This window comes from Flavobacterium sp. LAR06 (genome assembly GCF_041946075.1).
Classification (GTDB): Bacteria; Bacteroidota; Bacteroidia; order Flavobacteriales; family Flavobacteriaceae; genus Flavobacterium.
Map to the genome: position 1 here is coordinate 62,950 of NZ_JAUTYT010000006.1, position 16,571 is coordinate 79,520.

The 16,571-nt window shown below is 33.7% G+C and carries 16 protein-coding genes; 6 read left to right on the forward strand and 10 right to left on the reverse strand.

Features of this window, described 5'->3' with window-relative positions; translation table 11 throughout:
* Nucleotides 1-66: 66 nt before the first annotated feature.
* Together Q7C23_RS10090 and Q7C23_RS10095 are read right to left on the reverse strand one after the other, a co-directional pair.
* Nucleotides 67-708, reverse strand: a complete 642-nt coding sequence (locus Q7C23_RS10090; RefSeq protein WP_375032406.1) for an NAD(P)-dependent oxidoreductase — start codon at nucleotides 706-708, stop codon at nucleotides 67-69.
* 57 nt (nucleotides 709-765) lie between these two features.
* Nucleotides 766-1,173, reverse strand: coding sequence for an RrF2 family transcriptional regulator (locus Q7C23_RS10095; protein ID WP_375032407.1), 408 nt, complete (start codon nucleotides 1,171-1,173; stop codon nucleotides 766-768).
* Between the two features lie 100 nt (nucleotides 1,174-1,273).
* On the opposite strand from Q7C23_RS10095, the gene Q7C23_RS10100 reads away from it, so the two are divergent.
* Together Q7C23_RS10100 and Q7C23_RS10105 are read left to right on the forward strand one after the other, a co-directional pair.
* Nucleotides 1,274-2,203: an AEC family transporter gene (locus tag Q7C23_RS10100; RefSeq protein WP_375032408.1), complete on the forward strand. Its 930-nt coding sequence runs from the start codon at nucleotides 1,274-1,276 to the stop codon at nucleotides 2,201-2,203.
* A gap of 110 nt (nucleotides 2,204-2,313) precedes the next feature.
* Nucleotides 2,314-2,952 carry a peroxiredoxin gene (locus Q7C23_RS10105; RefSeq protein ID WP_026984920.1) on the forward strand — a complete coding sequence of 213 codons (639 nt, stop codon included), beginning with the start codon at nucleotides 2,314-2,316 and terminating at the stop codon, nucleotides 2,950-2,952.
* 72 nt (nucleotides 2,953-3,024) lie between these two features.
* On the opposite strand, the gene Q7C23_RS10110 is transcribed toward Q7C23_RS10105, so the two are convergent.
* The 5 genes from Q7C23_RS10110 to Q7C23_RS10130 form a co-directional block, all read right to left on the reverse strand.
* A complete protein-coding gene (locus Q7C23_RS10110; RefSeq protein ID WP_375032409.1) occupies nucleotides 3,025-5,262 on the reverse strand; it encodes a cation:proton antiporter in 2,238 nt (745 codons plus the stop codon).
* 281 nt (nucleotides 5,263-5,543) lie between these two features.
* Nucleotides 5,544-6,155, reverse strand: a complete 612-nt coding sequence (locus Q7C23_RS10115) for a hypothetical protein (protein ID WP_375032410.1) — start codon at nucleotides 6,153-6,155, stop codon at nucleotides 5,544-5,546.
* Between the two features lie 10 nt (nucleotides 6,156-6,165).
* Nucleotides 6,166-7,512, reverse strand: a complete 1,347-nt coding sequence (gene purB, locus Q7C23_RS10120) for an adenylosuccinate lyase (protein ID WP_072973163.1) — start codon at nucleotides 7,510-7,512, stop codon at nucleotides 6,166-6,168.
* Between the two features lie 91 nt (nucleotides 7,513-7,603).
* Nucleotides 7,604-8,212: a sterol desaturase family protein gene (locus tag Q7C23_RS10125; RefSeq protein ID WP_375032411.1), complete on the reverse strand. Its 609-nt coding sequence runs from the start codon at nucleotides 8,210-8,212 to the stop codon at nucleotides 7,604-7,606.
* Nucleotides 8,213-8,292: 80 nt separating this feature from the next.
* A complete protein-coding gene (locus Q7C23_RS10130) occupies nucleotides 8,293-8,994 on the reverse strand; it encodes an NAD-dependent deacetylase (RefSeq protein WP_375032412.1) in 702 nt (233 codons plus the stop codon).
* Nucleotides 8,995-9,168: 174 nt separating this feature from the next.
* On the opposite strand from Q7C23_RS10130, the gene cysC reads away from it, so the two are divergent.
* The 4 genes from cysC to Q7C23_RS10150 all read left to right on the forward strand — a co-directional run bounded on the left by cysC (nucleotide 9,169) and on the right by Q7C23_RS10150 (nucleotide 12,108).
* A complete protein-coding gene (gene cysC / locus Q7C23_RS10135; protein ID WP_375032413.1) occupies nucleotides 9,169-9,693 on the forward strand; it encodes an adenylyl-sulfate kinase in 525 nt (174 codons plus the stop codon).
* A gap of 23 nt (nucleotides 9,694-9,716) precedes the next feature.
* The gene (locus Q7C23_RS10140; RefSeq protein WP_375032414.1) at nucleotides 9,717-10,400 is read left to right on the forward strand and encodes an aspartyl/asparaginyl beta-hydroxylase domain-containing protein; all 684 of its coding nucleotides are present in this window, start codon (nucleotides 9,717-9,719) and stop codon (nucleotides 10,398-10,400) included.
* A 9-nt stretch (nucleotides 10,401-10,409) separates the two neighbouring features.
* On the forward strand, nucleotides 10,410-11,378 hold the full coding sequence (locus tag Q7C23_RS10145; protein ID WP_375032415.1) for a sulfotransferase family protein: 969 nt from the start codon (nucleotides 10,410-10,412) through the stop codon (nucleotides 11,376-11,378).
* Between the two features lie 64 nt (nucleotides 11,379-11,442).
* Nucleotides 11,443-12,108 carry a TrmH family RNA methyltransferase gene (locus Q7C23_RS10150; protein WP_375032416.1) on the forward strand — a complete coding sequence of 222 codons (666 nt, stop codon included), beginning with the start codon at nucleotides 11,443-11,445 and terminating at the stop codon, nucleotides 12,106-12,108.
* Between the two features lie 68 nt (nucleotides 12,109-12,176).
* Here the strand turns inward: Q7C23_RS10150 and Q7C23_RS10155 are convergent, their stop codons facing one another.
* The 3 genes from Q7C23_RS10155 to Q7C23_RS10165 all read right to left on the reverse strand — a co-directional run bounded on the left by Q7C23_RS10155 (nucleotide 12,177) and on the right by Q7C23_RS10165 (nucleotide 16,493).
* Nucleotides 12,177-13,772, reverse strand: coding sequence for a PepSY domain-containing protein (locus Q7C23_RS10155; protein WP_375032417.1), 1,596 nt, complete (start codon nucleotides 13,770-13,772; stop codon nucleotides 12,177-12,179).
* 81 nt (nucleotides 13,773-13,853) lie between these two features.
* On the reverse strand, nucleotides 13,854-16,013 hold the full coding sequence (locus Q7C23_RS10160; protein WP_375032418.1) for a TonB-dependent receptor: 2,160 nt from the start codon (nucleotides 16,011-16,013) through the stop codon (nucleotides 13,854-13,856).
* 102 nt (nucleotides 16,014-16,115) lie between these two features.
* The gene (locus Q7C23_RS10165; protein ID WP_375032419.1) at nucleotides 16,116-16,493 is read right to left on the reverse strand and encodes a hypothetical protein; all 378 of its coding nucleotides are present in this window, start codon (nucleotides 16,491-16,493) and stop codon (nucleotides 16,116-16,118) included.
* Nucleotides 16,494-16,571: the final 78 nt, after the last annotated feature.

Sequence of the window (16,571 nt, forward strand, 5' to 3'; positions counted from 1 at the left end):
CGAATGCACGAGTGCTTGCGAATAATTTATTAAAAAAAATATTCGTGAATTCGTGGCGAAAAAAAATTAATACCCGGCAGTAAATCTTACCTGGTGGTGTTTTGGAGTTTCTGCTTCATCAGCGATAACAACGGCTAGATCTTCTACAGATAAAATACTTCTTTGCTCGTCGTTAAAAACAGGATTTTCTAATCCTAAACGATATTTTCCAGTTCTTCCTGTTGTCGTTCCTGCATGCATTTCAAATGCCGGACTAAAAAAGGCCCAGTCCAGTTCTTTTTCTTCTTTAATGATGTTCAGGTAATCACGTGCAGCAGTTGCGGCAACATAGTATTCTTTTGGAAAATCTGGCGTATCTACAGCTTGTAAACCGGGTGCAACAAACAAACTTCCACCGCCTCCAATTACAATGAAACGTTTTACTCCTGATTTTTTTACGGCTTCCTGAACAGCTTTTGAACCAGCGATAAAATCATCATAAATGTTTGGATTGGTCCATCCCGCATTGTAAGCGCTAATGATAAGATCATTTCCTTTTAAGACTTCGGCTAATGCGTCTGAATTAAAAATATCAGCGGCTGCCCAATTCACATTTGCAGCCTCTTTTGGTGTTCTTGCAATAGCAGTAACTTCGTGATTTCTGCTTGTTAATTCATTTAAAATGGCTGAGCCAACAAATCCTGTTGCTCCAATAAGTGCGATTTTCATAATATATAATTTTTATTAGTAATAAAAAATGTTACAGTTTAGTATAAAAAAATAGTTTTAGAACTGATTCGAAAAATCTTCTAAAGAAATTCCTTCTAATTGTAAACTAATTTTCTGATTCATATCTGCGTATAAAGCGGTTAAATTCTGATTGATTTTTTTTCCAACAGGACAGTCTGGATTCGGCTGATTTTTTGCATATCCCAGATTAATGGTTTCAAAAGTCATTTCAAATATTTCTTTCAAAGTAAGATTCGTTGGATCCATAGCTAATTTTGTTCCACCATTTTTACCTTCTTTGCTATCTACAATATGATGTGCTTTTAAATTGGCAATTTCTTTTCGAACCAAAACAGGATTTAGATTAATACTTCCCGCAATATATTCAGATGATAAATAATCATTTGGATATTTTGTAAGCAAAGTAAGAATGTGAATCGTTATGGCAAATTTACCTGAAATCATACTGTAATAAAATATGTTACAAATGTAAAGTGTTTTATTGAACAAAAAAAATATTTTAGCGAATAATTAATGTCTCTCAACAATTTAGAAATTCCTATTTTTGTCGGGAACCTACGATATGAACAACTTTATTCAGATACTCTTCTTCTTGTTTTTAGGATTGCTTTTGCAAAATGTAAAGCGGTTTCCAACTCATATTTACAAAAGCATTAATAAAATTGTCATTTACGTTTGCTTACCGGCTATCACTTTATACCATATTCCGAAAATAAAATGGAATAACGATTTGTTATTTCCAATAGGAGCAGGCTGGATTAGTTTTTTTCTGGCGTTTATTTTCTTTCATTTTTTAGGTCGACGATTGGGTTGGTCAAATAAACTTATTGGTTGTTTGGTTCTGACAGCTGGTTTGAGTAATTCCTCTTTTTTAGGATATCCGATAGTAGAAGCTTTATTTGGGAAAAAAGGCTTAGAAACTGCTATTTTAGTAGACCAACCAGGCACTTTTGTTGTGGTTTCCACTTTAGGTGTTTTTGTTGCTGCCTTTTATTCTAAAGGAAGTCCGGATGCCTGGAGTATTGTGAAAAAAGTAATTTTCTTTCCGCCTTTCGTTACGTTTGTAGTAGCTTGCTCTTTGAATATTTTCAATTATGATTTAGATCTAAATCTTCAATCTGTTTTATTGAAAGTAGGAAGTCTGGTTACGCCATTGGCTCTATTTTCTGTCGGATTGCAATTAAATTTTGATAGAAGAAGTCAGCATTGGCGATTTTTACGACTGGGACTTTTCTTTCGGCTTATCGTGACGCCATTCATTATTATGGTTTTGTATGTTTTCATTTTCAATCAACATTCTGAGGCGATTAAAATAACCATAATAGAAATCGCAATGGCACCTATGATTACAGGTGCAATATTAGCTTCAACTTATGGCTTAAAGCCAAAGTTAAGCAGCATGATGATTGGTTTCGGTATTCCAATTTCTTTTATAACTCTTGCCATCTGGTACTTTATTGTTGGTTTTATCTAAGTTGTTTTAAGCTATTTAAGTGGTTTAGAATAAAATTGATAGAAAAAGTAGAGTTTAGTTTTTTTAATTATATTTTTTAGTAATTTTAGAGGAACTAAAAAAATATAATTATGTCAACATTAAGATTAGGCGATATAGCTCCGGATTTTCATGCAGAAACCACAGAAGGACCAATCAATTTTCATGAATGGTTAGGAGATTCATGGGGAGTTTTATTTTCGCATCCATCAGATTTCACTCCAGTTTGTACAACAGAATTGGGAACAGTAGCCAATTATCTTCCGGAATTTACTAAAAGAAATACAAAGGTTATCGCTTTGAGTGTTGATGGTTTAGAGTCACACAAGGAGTGGATCAAAGACATTAACGAAACTCAAAATACAACAGTAAATTTCCCGATAATTGCTGATGAAGATAAAAAAATAGCCACTTTATATGATATGCTGCATCCAAATGCAAGCGATAAATTTACAGTGCGTTCGGTTTTTGTAATTGGTGCCGATAAAAAAATCAAACTGACTTTAACGTATCCGGCTTCAACAGGAAGAAATTTTGACGAATTGCTTCGTGTTATCGATAGTTTGCAATTAACAGCAAATTACAGCGTAGCAACTCCCGCAAACTGGAAAGACGGTGAAGATGTAGTAATTACTCCGGCAGTTCCTGACAGCGATATTCCGGCTAAATTCCCAAAAGGACACACGCCAATAAAACCGTATTTGCGTATGACACCGCAACCGAACAAGTAAGATGCTAAGTTTCTAAGATACTAAGTTTCTAATGTTTACTAAAACAAATTCTTAGTGTCTTAGAAACTTTATCTAAGTTCTCTTCATCAACTCACTCATTCTTTTTTTATCTCCAACAACCCAGATGATATCATTTTTTCCTAATACGATATTGGATTCAGGGTTTAAGATTCGCTTTCCGTTTCTTTCAATTCCTACAACCATTCCACCTGTTTTTCCTCTAAACTGGCCGATGCTCTTATCGATAAATTCATCTTGTGAAACTTCCAGCTGGCGTAAGACAATTTGAGATTCTTCAACAGTATCAGGTGCTTCGACTTCGTTTTGATTTAAATATTTAGTAAACTCGGTAACCTGGGCATCTGTACCAATTACACATACTTCATCGCCAGGGAACAAACGCTCATTTTTAGTTGGGATTGAGATCATGACGTCCCCTCGTTTTATGTAGGCAATATTAATTCCCATTTGTTCACGAATGCGTAATTCCTCTAAGGTTTTTCCAGCCAGATTCGATTCTTTTCCGATGTCAAAAAACGACATGTGACCGTCCCAGGGCATTAAGTTGGCATAACGCCTGTCTATTTTTTTGTTTTCACGATCGTTTAGGTTTTTCAAAAAGTGACTTTCAATTCTATGATATTGCTCATTTAGTTTTTTCGGGAATATTTGATAAGCAGCAATAGCAATGATCAAGGCAACAAAAGCAACCAATGGAGAGAAGAAAATATTCAGCAAGAAACCAATGAAAAATAAACCTAAACTCATTCTTATCAAAATCATCATCAATAGTGCTCCACGGTATTTGCGTTCTTTCCACAATAATTCTACTTCCTCATCGGCTATACGTCGTAATGAAAGTGCCCATAAAAAGGGAGCGATAACAACCAATGTTATAAGAGCTGCCAATGTATTTCCAAATCGGGTGTCAGCTACTAAAGGCGCAACAAATTTGGCTGATAATAAAATGACGGCCGTAATAATAACGGTATGGAGAATAATCTGTACGATATAAGCATTCAGTACTTTTTGCCAGATGCTCACAGATTTTATTGCTTGCGCATTGACACTATAACGGTTAATGTTTTTGACCCATTTTCTTGGTAATTTATGTTCCAGAAAATTTGAAAAAGGAACCGCGTATTTCACCATAAATGGCGTAGTAAAGGTTGTTATAGCAGAAACGGCTACTACAACAGGATATAAAAACGAACTAGTAACATTTAAAGTCATTCCTAACGTAGCAATAATAAACGAGAATTCCCCAATTTGCGACAAACTCATTCCGGTTTGTACAGATTGTTTCAGAGGCTGACCAGCAAGTAAGGCACCAATTGTAGAACTTACAGATTGCCCCACAATAGTTACAAGCGTTAAAATAGCAACCGGAAGCGCATGTGTATACAACATTTTCGGGTCAATTAACATTCCCACAGATACAAAGAAAATCGCCCCAAACAAATCTTTTACAGGTTTTATTAAATGTTCAATATGTTCTGCCTGCGTGGTTTCGGCAATAATAGACCCCATGATGAAAGCTCCTAAAGCAGGTGAAAATCCAACATTGGCAGCAAAACTAACCATCATTAAACACAAGGCTAATGAAACAATTAATAGCATCTCATCAGTTAATAAATGCTTTGTTTTTTTAAGAAGGGTAGGGATAAAAAAGATTCCACCTAAGAACCAAACAGTCAAAAAGAAAATCAGTTTTAAAACAGACATCATCAATTCGCTTCCAGAAAATTGCTGACTTACCGCAATAGTCGAAAGTAAAACCATCATTAAAATCGCCACAATATCCTGAACAATAAGGGATCCGATAACAATTCCGGCAAACTTTTGTGCCTTAACGCCTAGTTCGTCAAAGGTCTTCAGAATAATTGTAGTTGAAGAAATTGATAAAATTACCCCAAGAAAGATACTATCCATAGACGCCCAGCCCATCCATTGCCCGACCAGATAACCAATAATGACCATGGTAATAATTTGGGTAATAGCCGTAATTGAAGCCGTACCGCCAACTTTCATTAATTTCTTAAAACTAAACTCGAGTCCTAAACTAAACAACAAAATGATCACACCAATTTCAGCCCAAACTTCAACACTTTTCATTTCTGTGATGGATGGGAAAAAATCAAAATGGTTTCCAGCTAAAAAACCAGCAATCAAATAACCTAAAACTAAAGGCTGTTTCATTTTTTTAAAAAGTAATACAGCGATTCCGGCAGTGATCAGGATTAATCCCAAATCACTAATTAAAGGTCTCAAATGGTGTGTAGTTTCTGCAGCAGCGTATAGAGAAATCATAAAGTGGTATTTTTTGTTCAGGAGCTAATCCAGCTTTCCATTTCAAGCTTTTATTCAAAAAACATTTTTTTTTAAGTAGTTACAGGAGCTTCCGTTGGTCGCTCTGTATCTACAAAAAATATAGTTTTTTTTACAAAAGGCTTTTCATTCTAATCTGGGCTAATTCCAATCGGGTTTATAGGGAATAAAAAAAGCTATCGTTAAAGATAGCTTTTTTTGAGAAAATATTTTAGGTTTTCTCTAAAATCCTGAGTATTTGTTGGGATTTAAATCAATTTTCATTACTCTATTTTTGCAATTCCTATTTGCGTGTCTTTATAATATAAATCAAAAGTTGAAACATTCAATTCTTTAGGAACAATGAAAAACAATTCAGCTTTAAAATTTTTATAGGCAGTTCTTCCAAAAAAAACAATACTTGAATCTGGATTTTTTGTTGTTCCAAATTCAACTGGTATTTCAACATTAAGATATCCTTTTAAGTTGAATTTATCAAATTGATCTATCTCACTTGGATTATATTGAGGAAGGTTTGGTCCGTAATTTTTATCTTTAGACTTTGTTTTCCTAAAATAATTTCTTTCTGGATTTCCAACAACTGCGGCATATCCTAAATAATCTCCAAGGCGATATCTTAATTTGTTTTCATTATCAACTAATGAAAAAGCGCTGATTTTGGCGTGATTTAAATTCAATGATTTTACACGGCACTTGACCATAATATACTTATACTTCGTCTGGTCAAATTTTATTCCTCTTAAAAGTAGTGTCGAAAAAGATGATGGTTCTTTTGTTTTTAGAATTTCTATCTCAATTTCATCGACGACTTTCTCTTGTGAATATGCTGTTAAATTTAAAAATAAAAATAAAACAATAATATGTCTAAATTTCATTCAGGAAAGATTAAATACCTGTGAAATTTGCAGGTGTTATCTGCATTAATTCTGCTTTAATAGCATCAGAAACTTCTAAAGTTGCAATAAAATTATGAATTGCTTTTTTGTCAATTGCTTCATTTGTTCTTGTCAAACCTTTCAAAGCTTCGTATGGATTTGGATACGCTTCACGACGTAAAATAGTTTGAATAGCCTCAGCAACAACTGCCCAGTTTTTCTCTAAATCTTCAGCAAATTTTGATTCGTTTAATAACAATTTGTTTAAACCTTTCAATGTAGCTTCAAAAGCAATGATAGTATGTCCGATTGGAACTCCAATATTACGTAAAACAGTACTGTCAGTTAAATCACGTTGTAATCTTGAAACTGGTAACTTAGCTGCTAAATGTTCGAAAATAGCATTTGCAATTCCTAAATTTCCTTCGGAGTTTTCAAAATCAATTGGGTTAACTTTATGTGGCATTGCAGATGATCCAATTTCGCCTGCTTTGATTTTTTGTTTAAAATATTCCATCGAAACATAAGTCCAAATATCACGGTCTAAATCAATAATGATATTGTTGATCCTTTTTAAAGCATCAAAAAAGGCTGCAAAATGATCGTAGTGTTCAATTTGAGTTGTTGGAAAAGAGTGGTGTAAACCAAGATCTGTTTCTACAAATTTATTTCCGAATTGCTTCCAGTCGATTTGCGGGTAAGCTACGTGATGTGCATTATAGTTTCCTGTTGCACCACCAAATTTAGCTGCAAACGGAATGTTGAATAACAAACGCATTTGCTCTTCTAAACGCTCTACAAAAACTAAAATTTCTTTACCTAAACGAGTAGGAGAAGCTGGTTGTCCGTGCGTACGGGCCAACATTGGAATATCTTTCCATTCTACGCTTAATTCTTTTAATTTAGAAATTAAAGAAATTAAAGAAGGCATATATACCTGCTCAAAAGCTTCTTTTGTAGAAAGCGGAATGGCAGTGTTGTTAATATCCTGAGATGTTAATCCGAAGTGAATGAACTCTTTATATTGAGATAAACCTAATTTTTCAAAAGCATCTTTGATAAAGTATTCCACCGCTTTTACGTCGTGGTTGGTTACTTTTTCAGTTTCTTTAATCCAAAGCGCATCTTCAGTTGAGAATTTTTTATAGATATCTCTTAAACTGTCAAATAAATTTGGGTTTACACCTGAAAGTTGTGGCAATGGTACTTCGCATAAAGCAATAAAGTACTCGATTTCAACCAATACACGGTATTTGATTAAAGCTTCTTCAGAGAAAAAAGGTGCTAATGAAAGGGTTTTGCTTCTATATCTTCCGTCAATTGGCGATATAGCATTCAATTCGTTTAAAGTAGTCATTGTTATGTTGTTTGTTCGAAAGGTGCAAATATAAGTCATTGTTAAAACTTCTGAAAGTTACAAGAGATATATTATGCCTTAATAGTATGATTTAGAAAATAGTTTTAAAGATTTTGTCCCAAATGGTAAAATAAAAACCATAATTATGCGACTGATGCTTATGATGATCAGAATGAAATTTAGTTGTTGATATCCATTTTGTAGCAAAATTTTTATGCCAGAAATCGGGAAATATGTCGGTTTTTAAATGGCCAAATATTCCATATGAAAGATTTAAAATTAGATAAATAATAATACTAAAATAGTTGAAGTTCAAAATCGTAATCGAAAACAACCAGATAATTCCAAATCCTAAAGTTTCTATCGGATGCAATACATACAGGCTATATACACTGGTTTCAACATGTGTGTGATGAAGTCTGTGAATGGGAGAAAACCATTTTAAATAATGCGCCAGAAAATGGAAGCAAAACATGAAAAAATCCATTACGATAATCAACAATAAAGTATCCGTTACAATTGAAAATAATGATGGAAAAAAATCTATTTTGATAATGCCAAAACGATATAATTCAAAGCCTAATAGTGTTATAAATGTATTGCAGATCAAAGTTGCAATTACCCATTTACGATCTGTTTTATTCAGTTTCGTATTATCATATTCAATTAATTTGGCTAAAAGAACAGACAGAATTATCAAAACTAAATTTTCTATCAAAAAGAAAACAAATAAACTCAGTAAATTAAATTGAGATAAGAGCTGTAACCAGCTTTGAAATATCATATTGTTTTCGCCATTTCAAATAATTTTTCTCTCATAATTGCAACGCCTTTAGATGCAGGCTTCGCAATAACTTCAACTTTATTTTGAATATTCGGAATCGCAATTGGCTTTGGATCAATGTAGAAAACCGGTGTAATGCTATATGTATAAGAAATTAGTCCGGCCGCAGGATACACCTGTAATGACGTTCCAATCACCGCAAAATAATCTGCCGTTTCCGTAATTTCAATCGCTTCTTCCAATGCGGGAACATCTTCTCCAAACCAAACAATATGTGGTCGTAATTGATGTCCGTTTTCATCAAAATCTCCGGTATATAAATCTTCGGTCCAATCGAGAATATGATTTCTATTTTGAACGCTTCGTACTTTTAATAATTCTCCATGCAAATGCAAAACCTTCGAGCTGCCTGCGCGTTCGTGCAAATCGTCAACATTTTGTGTAATAATATGAACATCAAAATCTCTTTCTAATTCGGCTAAAATTTTGTGACCTAAATTTGGTTCTACTTCTTTAAGCTGCTGACGTCTTTTGTTGTAAAAATCTAAAACCAATTCCTGATTTTTGCGCCAACCTTCTGGAGTTGCCACTTCCATCACATCATGGCCTTCCCATAAACCATCGCTGTCACGAAACGTTTTGATACCACTTTCAGCACTAATTCCGGCTCCGGTTAAAACAACTAACTTCTTTTTCATCTTATTTAATTAAAAGATAAAAATAGTAATTTACGTATCTAATTCTTCGATAAAAGGGAATTTATACCGTATTTTTTTTAGTATTTGGAACGCTGATAAAAGCGTATTTCTACTTATTGTACCGGTCTTATAAATTATTTAGCTTTAATAGGAATAAAACAAAGCCAATTTTCGATGATTTTAATTCAGTTTACAGGATTGTCAGGTTCAGGTAAAACGACATTAGCAGAAAATGTTCGGCATTTGTTAATTGAAAAAGGTTACAAGGTTAAAATAATTGATGGTGATGTTTACAGAAAGACAATTTGTAAAGATTTAGGATTTTCTAAAGAGGACAGATGCGAAAATGTCAGACGCCTTTTTAATTTAGGACGAAATTTTATAAGTGAAGATACAATCGTCTTGATGTCAGTAATAAATCCTTATGAAAACCTCAGAAATGAATTACGATCCTATGAATTTGTCAGAACAGTATTTCTCGATTGTTCTATAAATAATTTGATAAAGAGAGATCCTAAAGGATTGTATGAAAAGGCATTATTGCCAGATAACGATTGTAACAAAATAAAAAATTTTACGGGAATAAGTGATCTATATGAGGTTCCCTCAAGAGCAGATTTGGTACTAAAAACAGATTGTGAAACGGTGCCCTTTTCAACTCATAAGTTATACGATTTTATTATAACCAATTTAGCTTAACGTATAATCTAATCATTAAAAACATGAATCCATCTTTCAGTAAACTTCCGATTTCTTTCTCAATAGATAAATTACAAAAAGAACTCGCGATATGCGAAACTCATTTGTGGACTCCTCATTTTAATACCAATCGATATGAAGGCAATTGGACAAGTGTTTCTTTAAGATCGCAATCCGGTTTAACAAACGACATTACATCTTTTGCAAATAAAGCCTACAAAAACACAGATTTGCTTGATCGCTGTCCTTATTTTAAAGAAATAATGGATTGGTTTCAATGCGAAAAAGAAGCAGTGCGATTGCTTAGATTAGGCCCACAAAGTGAAATAAAAGAACATGTTGACAATGATACCTCTTATGAAGATGGTTTTTTCAGAATCCATATTCCCATTATAACAAATTCTGAAGTGTTTTTTTATGTAGATAAAAAACGAGTTCCAATGAAAATGGGCGATTGCTGGTACGCCAATTTTCAGCTTCCGCATAGCGTGGAAAACAAAAGTACTGAACCGCGTATTCATTTAACGCTTGATTGTATAAGAAATGATTGGTCGGATAAATTATTTACAGAAATGGGTTTTGACTTAGAGTATTCCAAAGAAAAAGTACAATATTCAGAGGATGTAAAACAACAGATTATAGCGGAACTTTCAAGAAATCTATCAGAAGTTAACGCTAAAATTATCGCTGATTTATTAGCAGAATAAAGAGAAAAAATGGAAAATAGAAATCATCCTCTTTCAAACTGGATTCCGTATAAATTAATAGAAAAAGATAACGAGGTTTATTTTGAATGGATTTATTTAGATGATATAAGATATGCTGAACCTTTTTTTGAGGAAACAATTTCAAAATGCTGGAAACATTCTTATAACTCAAAACCATTTCAAGTAGTTACAACTGCGGAAAATCTTATAGAATGGTCTAATCAATTAATTTCTGTTGAACTCAAGTCCTTGATATTTCATGTATCGCGTTGTGGTTCTACGATGTTGAGTCAATCTTTGGCATCTTCTTCGGAGAATGTTATGATTTCTGAAGCACCCATTATAGATGAAATTCTGAGATGTGATCTTTTTGATTTAGATAAAAAAGGTATTCTTTTAAAATCAGTACTTGCATTATTGGGACAAAAGCGATTTCCGGAGCAAAAGAGCTTAATTATAAAATTAGATGCCTGGCATATCTTTAATGCCAATTATTTGAGATCGATTTTTCCTGAATTGCCTTTTGGATTGCTTTACAGAAACCCCGTTGAAGTATTAAAATCGCATCAAAAACGTACAGGAATGCACATGATTCCTAATGTATTGCCAGCTGCTATTTTTGGAATTACAACTAAAGAAATTACGGAAATTAGTTTTCAGCAATATGGAGCTTTGGTTTTAGAAAAATATTTCCAGGGCTTTCTGGATTTCTATCAAATGGATCAAAATGTTATCAAACTTAATTATAATGAAGGAATGCAAAGCGTCATAGAAAATTTTCTTTCCTTTATTAATGCCGATTTTCCTGTTGTCGAACTCGATAAAATGTATGAACGTTTAAAAAAGCATTCTAAAGATGAGAGTGTCCTCTTTAGTGGTGATTCTTTTACCGATGAAACTTTGAAAATAGATTTTACCAATGTAAATCAGCTGCATGAAAAACTGAATAATACTCTTCTTGAAGATGTAGTGCGTTGAAAATGCGCATGAATTTTTCTTTCTGTTTTATTTATAATGTATTTTTGCGCCAAACTCAAATAAAATGATTGATTTAGATTACCTGGCCTTTCTTGAAAATATATTAACCGACAATCGTAAAGAAAGATTTTTAAATGTACTCGGAAACCGTACCAAACATTTTACAATTGCGGTTGAGGACGTTTTTCAGATGCACAATACAAGTGCAGTTATGCGCAGTTGTGAAGTTTTCGGAATTCAGGAATTGAATGTTATCGAGCAACGCTACGGAAAAAAAATCGATAAAGAAATCGCGATGGGTGCTCAAAAATGGGTTGATATCAATCAGTTTGATTCCATTACAACTTGTGTTTCTACTTTAAAAAATCAGGGTTACCAAATTATTGCAACAACACCGCATGAAAATGATTGTTTGTTGGAAGATTTCGATATTACAAAACCAAGTGCCTTATTTTTTGGAACAGAAAGAGACGGATTGTCAGAAGAGATTCTACAAAAAGCAGATGGTTTTCTTAAAATTCCGATGGTTGGTTTTACGGAGAGTTTGAATATTTCGGTCTCCGCTGCGATCATCATTCAAAACTTAACCAATAGATTACGAAATTCAGATATCAAATGGCAATTGTCAGAAGAGGAAATTCTGGAGAAACGTTTGGCCTGGGCAAGGAATTCTATAAAAGATATTAAACGAATTGAAGCGCGATATTACGAAGAAAATCCAAGATACTAAGCGCTAAGTTACTAAGTTGCTAAGAAAAAAACTTAGAACTTTAGCAACTTAGAACCTCAGTACCTTTTTTACTTCTTCAAAAACAAAATAAACCCTAAAATACTAACAATCAGAATGGTCAAAGCGGCCAGAACCATTGTTAGATCGCGAATATTTTTTCCTGCCCAGTCCATAAATAAAAATTTGTGGAGAATAGCAAACGAATAGCCTTCTACCATATCAGAGGCTTTAATTTTAGCTGCCAATCTGGAAGTTGCCGTTTCGATGAAATAAGTAGTTTTTTCCGGAGTGTCATAGGCCAATTTTACAACAGGCAATCTTTTATTTACAAAACCATATTCTCTGCTTTCAAAATCGGTTAGAACTTTTGATTCTAATAGTTTTGCATTTTCTAATGAAGCTTCCGGTTCGTCTGAAGTTTCTACCATCTCACAACAAGCGGCTTTTGGGGCTCCATCTGTAAAATAATACGCCAGAAATTCGGCATATTCAAGATCAATATTTGGGACAATTTTATTTGTTGTAGCGTTAATATAAACTACCTCCGATTTTTTGTCGTCTTTTTTATTCCATTTCGAATTAGAATCGGCTTTTGGTTTTTTGAATTTTTCTTTTTCCAATAACTGACAACGAAAATACATTGTGTCGTTTAAAGTAATTATACCCGTGTTTTGGAAACGACTCCAGTCTAAATTCAAAGTGTTACTGGCTAAAGGAATTGCTTTGGTTTCAAAAGTTGGTTCGTAAACCATTTGCGATAAAGTGTACGGAGCCCACTTTGTAGTAGCGTGATATGCACCGCTAAAAGCAAAAGTTAGAGTGAAAAGCGAAATCCAAATCCCGATTTGGCGGTGGTATTTTCGAAGTCCTTTTTTGGGTTGTAAACTATCTGTTTTTTTGAATTGTTTCCATAATAAACCATAAATTAAGATTCCGCTCAAGGCAGAAAATCCAATAATGGATAATAAAAAAATCATGGTAATGATTCGGATGCTGTTATTGGTGATTGCATCTACAAAAGACCAATTATGGAAAGTATCGAAAAACCAAATAAACCATTGTCTTGAAGTTGGATTATAAGTTGCCAGTTTACCGGAAGAGGTTTCTACGTAAACTTCCATAGTGTCAGGACGATCGAAACTCAGTTTGTAAACCGGTAAATAACGGTTTACATATTTGTATTGTTCGGTAAATTCGGTAACAATTTCGCTCTTTTTTACGGCACTTTTCTGATCGTCTAAAAAATAACGGGAAAGCCATTCTGCATATTTTTGGTCTCCGTTTTCGAGTTTTTTTGCGTTTGAACTATCAAAATACAATAGTGCACCAGAAATCGTTTTTACCTGATAGTAGGTAACATTGTTAAAGGAAACGATTCTGAAATTTTTGAATTCGTTGATGTTGTTTTTTTGCAAAACTTCCTGAATGGAAAAATGCAGTTGGTTTTTATCAATAATTTGCTGCTCCAGTTTATCATGAGCAATTTCCGGTTTGAAAAAATGCGCCATAAACGGGTGCATTAAACCAGATAATGTCCAGAAAATTACAGGAATAATGGTAATCAAACCTATTGTGCGATGCCATTTGTACATGTGCTGCTTGATTTTTTTGACAAGCTTAGGATCTTTCTTTTTAGACTTTTTCTCTTTTATTTCTTTACTCATATTCGTGTTCTTATGATTTGTCTACTTGATGTTTTAGCCACAGATTAAAGGATGTAAATGATTTTAATCTGTGGCTAAATATTATTTCTTTAATGAAAAATTATACTGGATTCCGAAAACAAAAGTTCTTGGCGCCGCTGCAGTATAGGTTGGTTGAGCGTTTGCTGTATTGGCTCTGGTAACATTATAAGCGTATAATTTGTCTGTTAAATTAAGTACGTTTCCATAGATTTCAATTCCTTTCCATTGATAGCCAATTCGCGCATTGAAGATGTTGTAACCATCGTATTTTACGGTATTGATTTGGTCTTGATAATAACTTCCAACAAGTTGCCATTCAAAAGAAGTTCTAAGATTAGGAAGCCAGTTTGGATAATAACTTAACTCCGAATTTCCAGACCATTTTGGTGCTGATGGCATTTCTTTTCCGTTTAAATTCTGCACTGGATCAGACGGTTTGTCTGAAAGTTTAAAATCAACATAAGTGTGTTGCGCGTAAGTTCCGCCAAGACGAAAGTTGATTTGTTTTGATGGTCTGTAAGTAGCTCCAAATTCGATTCCTTTATGGCGCGTTTCTCCGGCCGAACGATAATCAGTTGAATTATCTGCAAGTTTGATATTTAAAAGTTCATTTTTTCCTTCCATATAATAGAAAGCATAATCAAAATTTAATTTATTTTGAAGGACAGAAAGCCATCCACCAATTTCGTAATTGTTGAAAGTAGCAGGTTCTAAGTTATAATAGAAATCAGCAGGAACGCCAGTTGTTCCGCCAGTCCCAGGTTTTGTTCTGAAAATAGAAGTGATTCCCGGAGGCGCAAATCCTTGAGAATAATTGCCATAAAAACCGGCAAATTCAAACGGATTGTAATTTGCACCCGCTTTGAAAGTCATTTTGTCATAAATTTTGCTTCCTGTAGAATTATCTATAGCATTGTCGTAATTGACTTTCATGTTGTCATAACGACCTCCAACAGTAACAACTAGTTTTTCTATTGGATTAAAATTTACTTGTGCATAACCAGCTGTGTTGAAAATATCAGCGCTATAATCGGCTAATTTAGAATCTGGATGTTCTGCAATAATTCCATAAGAATCTACGGTTTGTTTGCCAGGTTCTCCCGGATTTAAATTCGCTTTCAAATCAATTACATAAGACCAATAGGTAACCGGAGAATAATCGTATAAGGCTCCGGCAACAATTTTAGTATTTAAGAAATCAAATTTTTGAGTATGCTGGCCGATAGCACCATAACTTTTGAAGTTATTCGAATTTACTTCTCCTTTCGCCGTTGTGGGATTTACGGTTGGGCTCCATTTAATCCCATACGATGGATTTTGGCCTAATTTATTATCACGTAAATAAGCCGTAATATAACTGCTTGAATTATCGTTCCAATCGTGTTCTAATGTTAAACGTGTTCTTAAAGCATCAGATTTTCTATAGGTAAAATCTGTTGTGCTTTTATAAGTTCTGTTATTAAAAGCATCTTCGTTTACACTTCCACTCATGTCAGAGTAATATTTTCCATACATGGTATTACTAATCAGTCGGGTAGAAGGAGAGATGTTGTAATCAATTCTTGCATTCAAATTATCTTTGTTGTAATCAGAATACGTCATCCAGCCATTTTCTTGTAAGCTTGAAATTCCGGCAATATGAAAACCAACTTTTCCAATCGTTGCACCGCCGGCTGCCTGAAATCTTCTGTAACCATAATTATCGGCCTGAACGCCAAATTTAAATTCAGGATCAACAGGCGGTTTTACTGAAATTAAATTAATCGTTCCGCCAACAGCTTCCGGCCCATACAAAGAAGAAACAGGACCTTTAACCACTTCTATACTTTGTAAATTATATTGATTTATTTCTAGTAAAGCATTATGATTAAAGATTCCCATCGGGCGAATTGGTAAGCCATCTTCCAAATACAAATAATAGGCGTTGGTCGTCATTGGTTGGCGAATCGACATCATGTGCTGTTCGTTTCCTAAATTGACCATTAAAACTCCTGGCGTTTTATTGATGATTTCGTAGACTGCTGTTGCTTTGGTTTCGTTAATCGTTTTTGCTGTTATTTTACTAATAGCAACAGGAGTTTCCTTGCGAATAGTTGCAGTACGATTGGCGGTTATAAAAACGTTTTCTAATTCGTGAGATTTTGCTGTGTCTTGCTTCACTTCATTTTGAGCAAAGACACATTGCCCTATGATGAGTAGGGTAAAGTATATTTTTTTCATTTTAAATTATATAAATTTTAAAAAGTACCATATCTTTTTTTCTGACGTAAAGCCAAGAAAAAAAATCTTTTCAATTTTGAAATTGAAAAGTGTAGCTAAAATTTATATAAAATAGGATGGAGGGTGGAAAGTACTGTTTGAAACCGAAATTGGTTTCTCATCAAAAGAAGCAAAAACTTTTGCTTTAGATTCAATGGGAGTTACTAATTTAAAATTAGCAGTTGCTGTATTTTGAATGTAAACAACTTCTGCTTTTTCTTTCAGATTGTTTTGCATTCTTTTTTCGTTGTCAGCGTATTTCTTCAAACTTTTCTGAAGTTCGCATCGACCGTTACAAGAATTAAAAACCATTTTTCGTTGCACACAGATGGTTTTTGAAATTTCTTCCTGATTTAATTTGAATGAAGTATAAACAAAGAAGCTTCCAAAAGAAGGAAGTAAAAGCATGCAAGAAAGAAATACGATTAAAATTCGCTTCAAAGCTCTGTTTATTGTTTACGCTGGCAAAAATACAGTTTATTCGTTTTAGAAAGAATAAATATTAGATTTTTTGCAAAA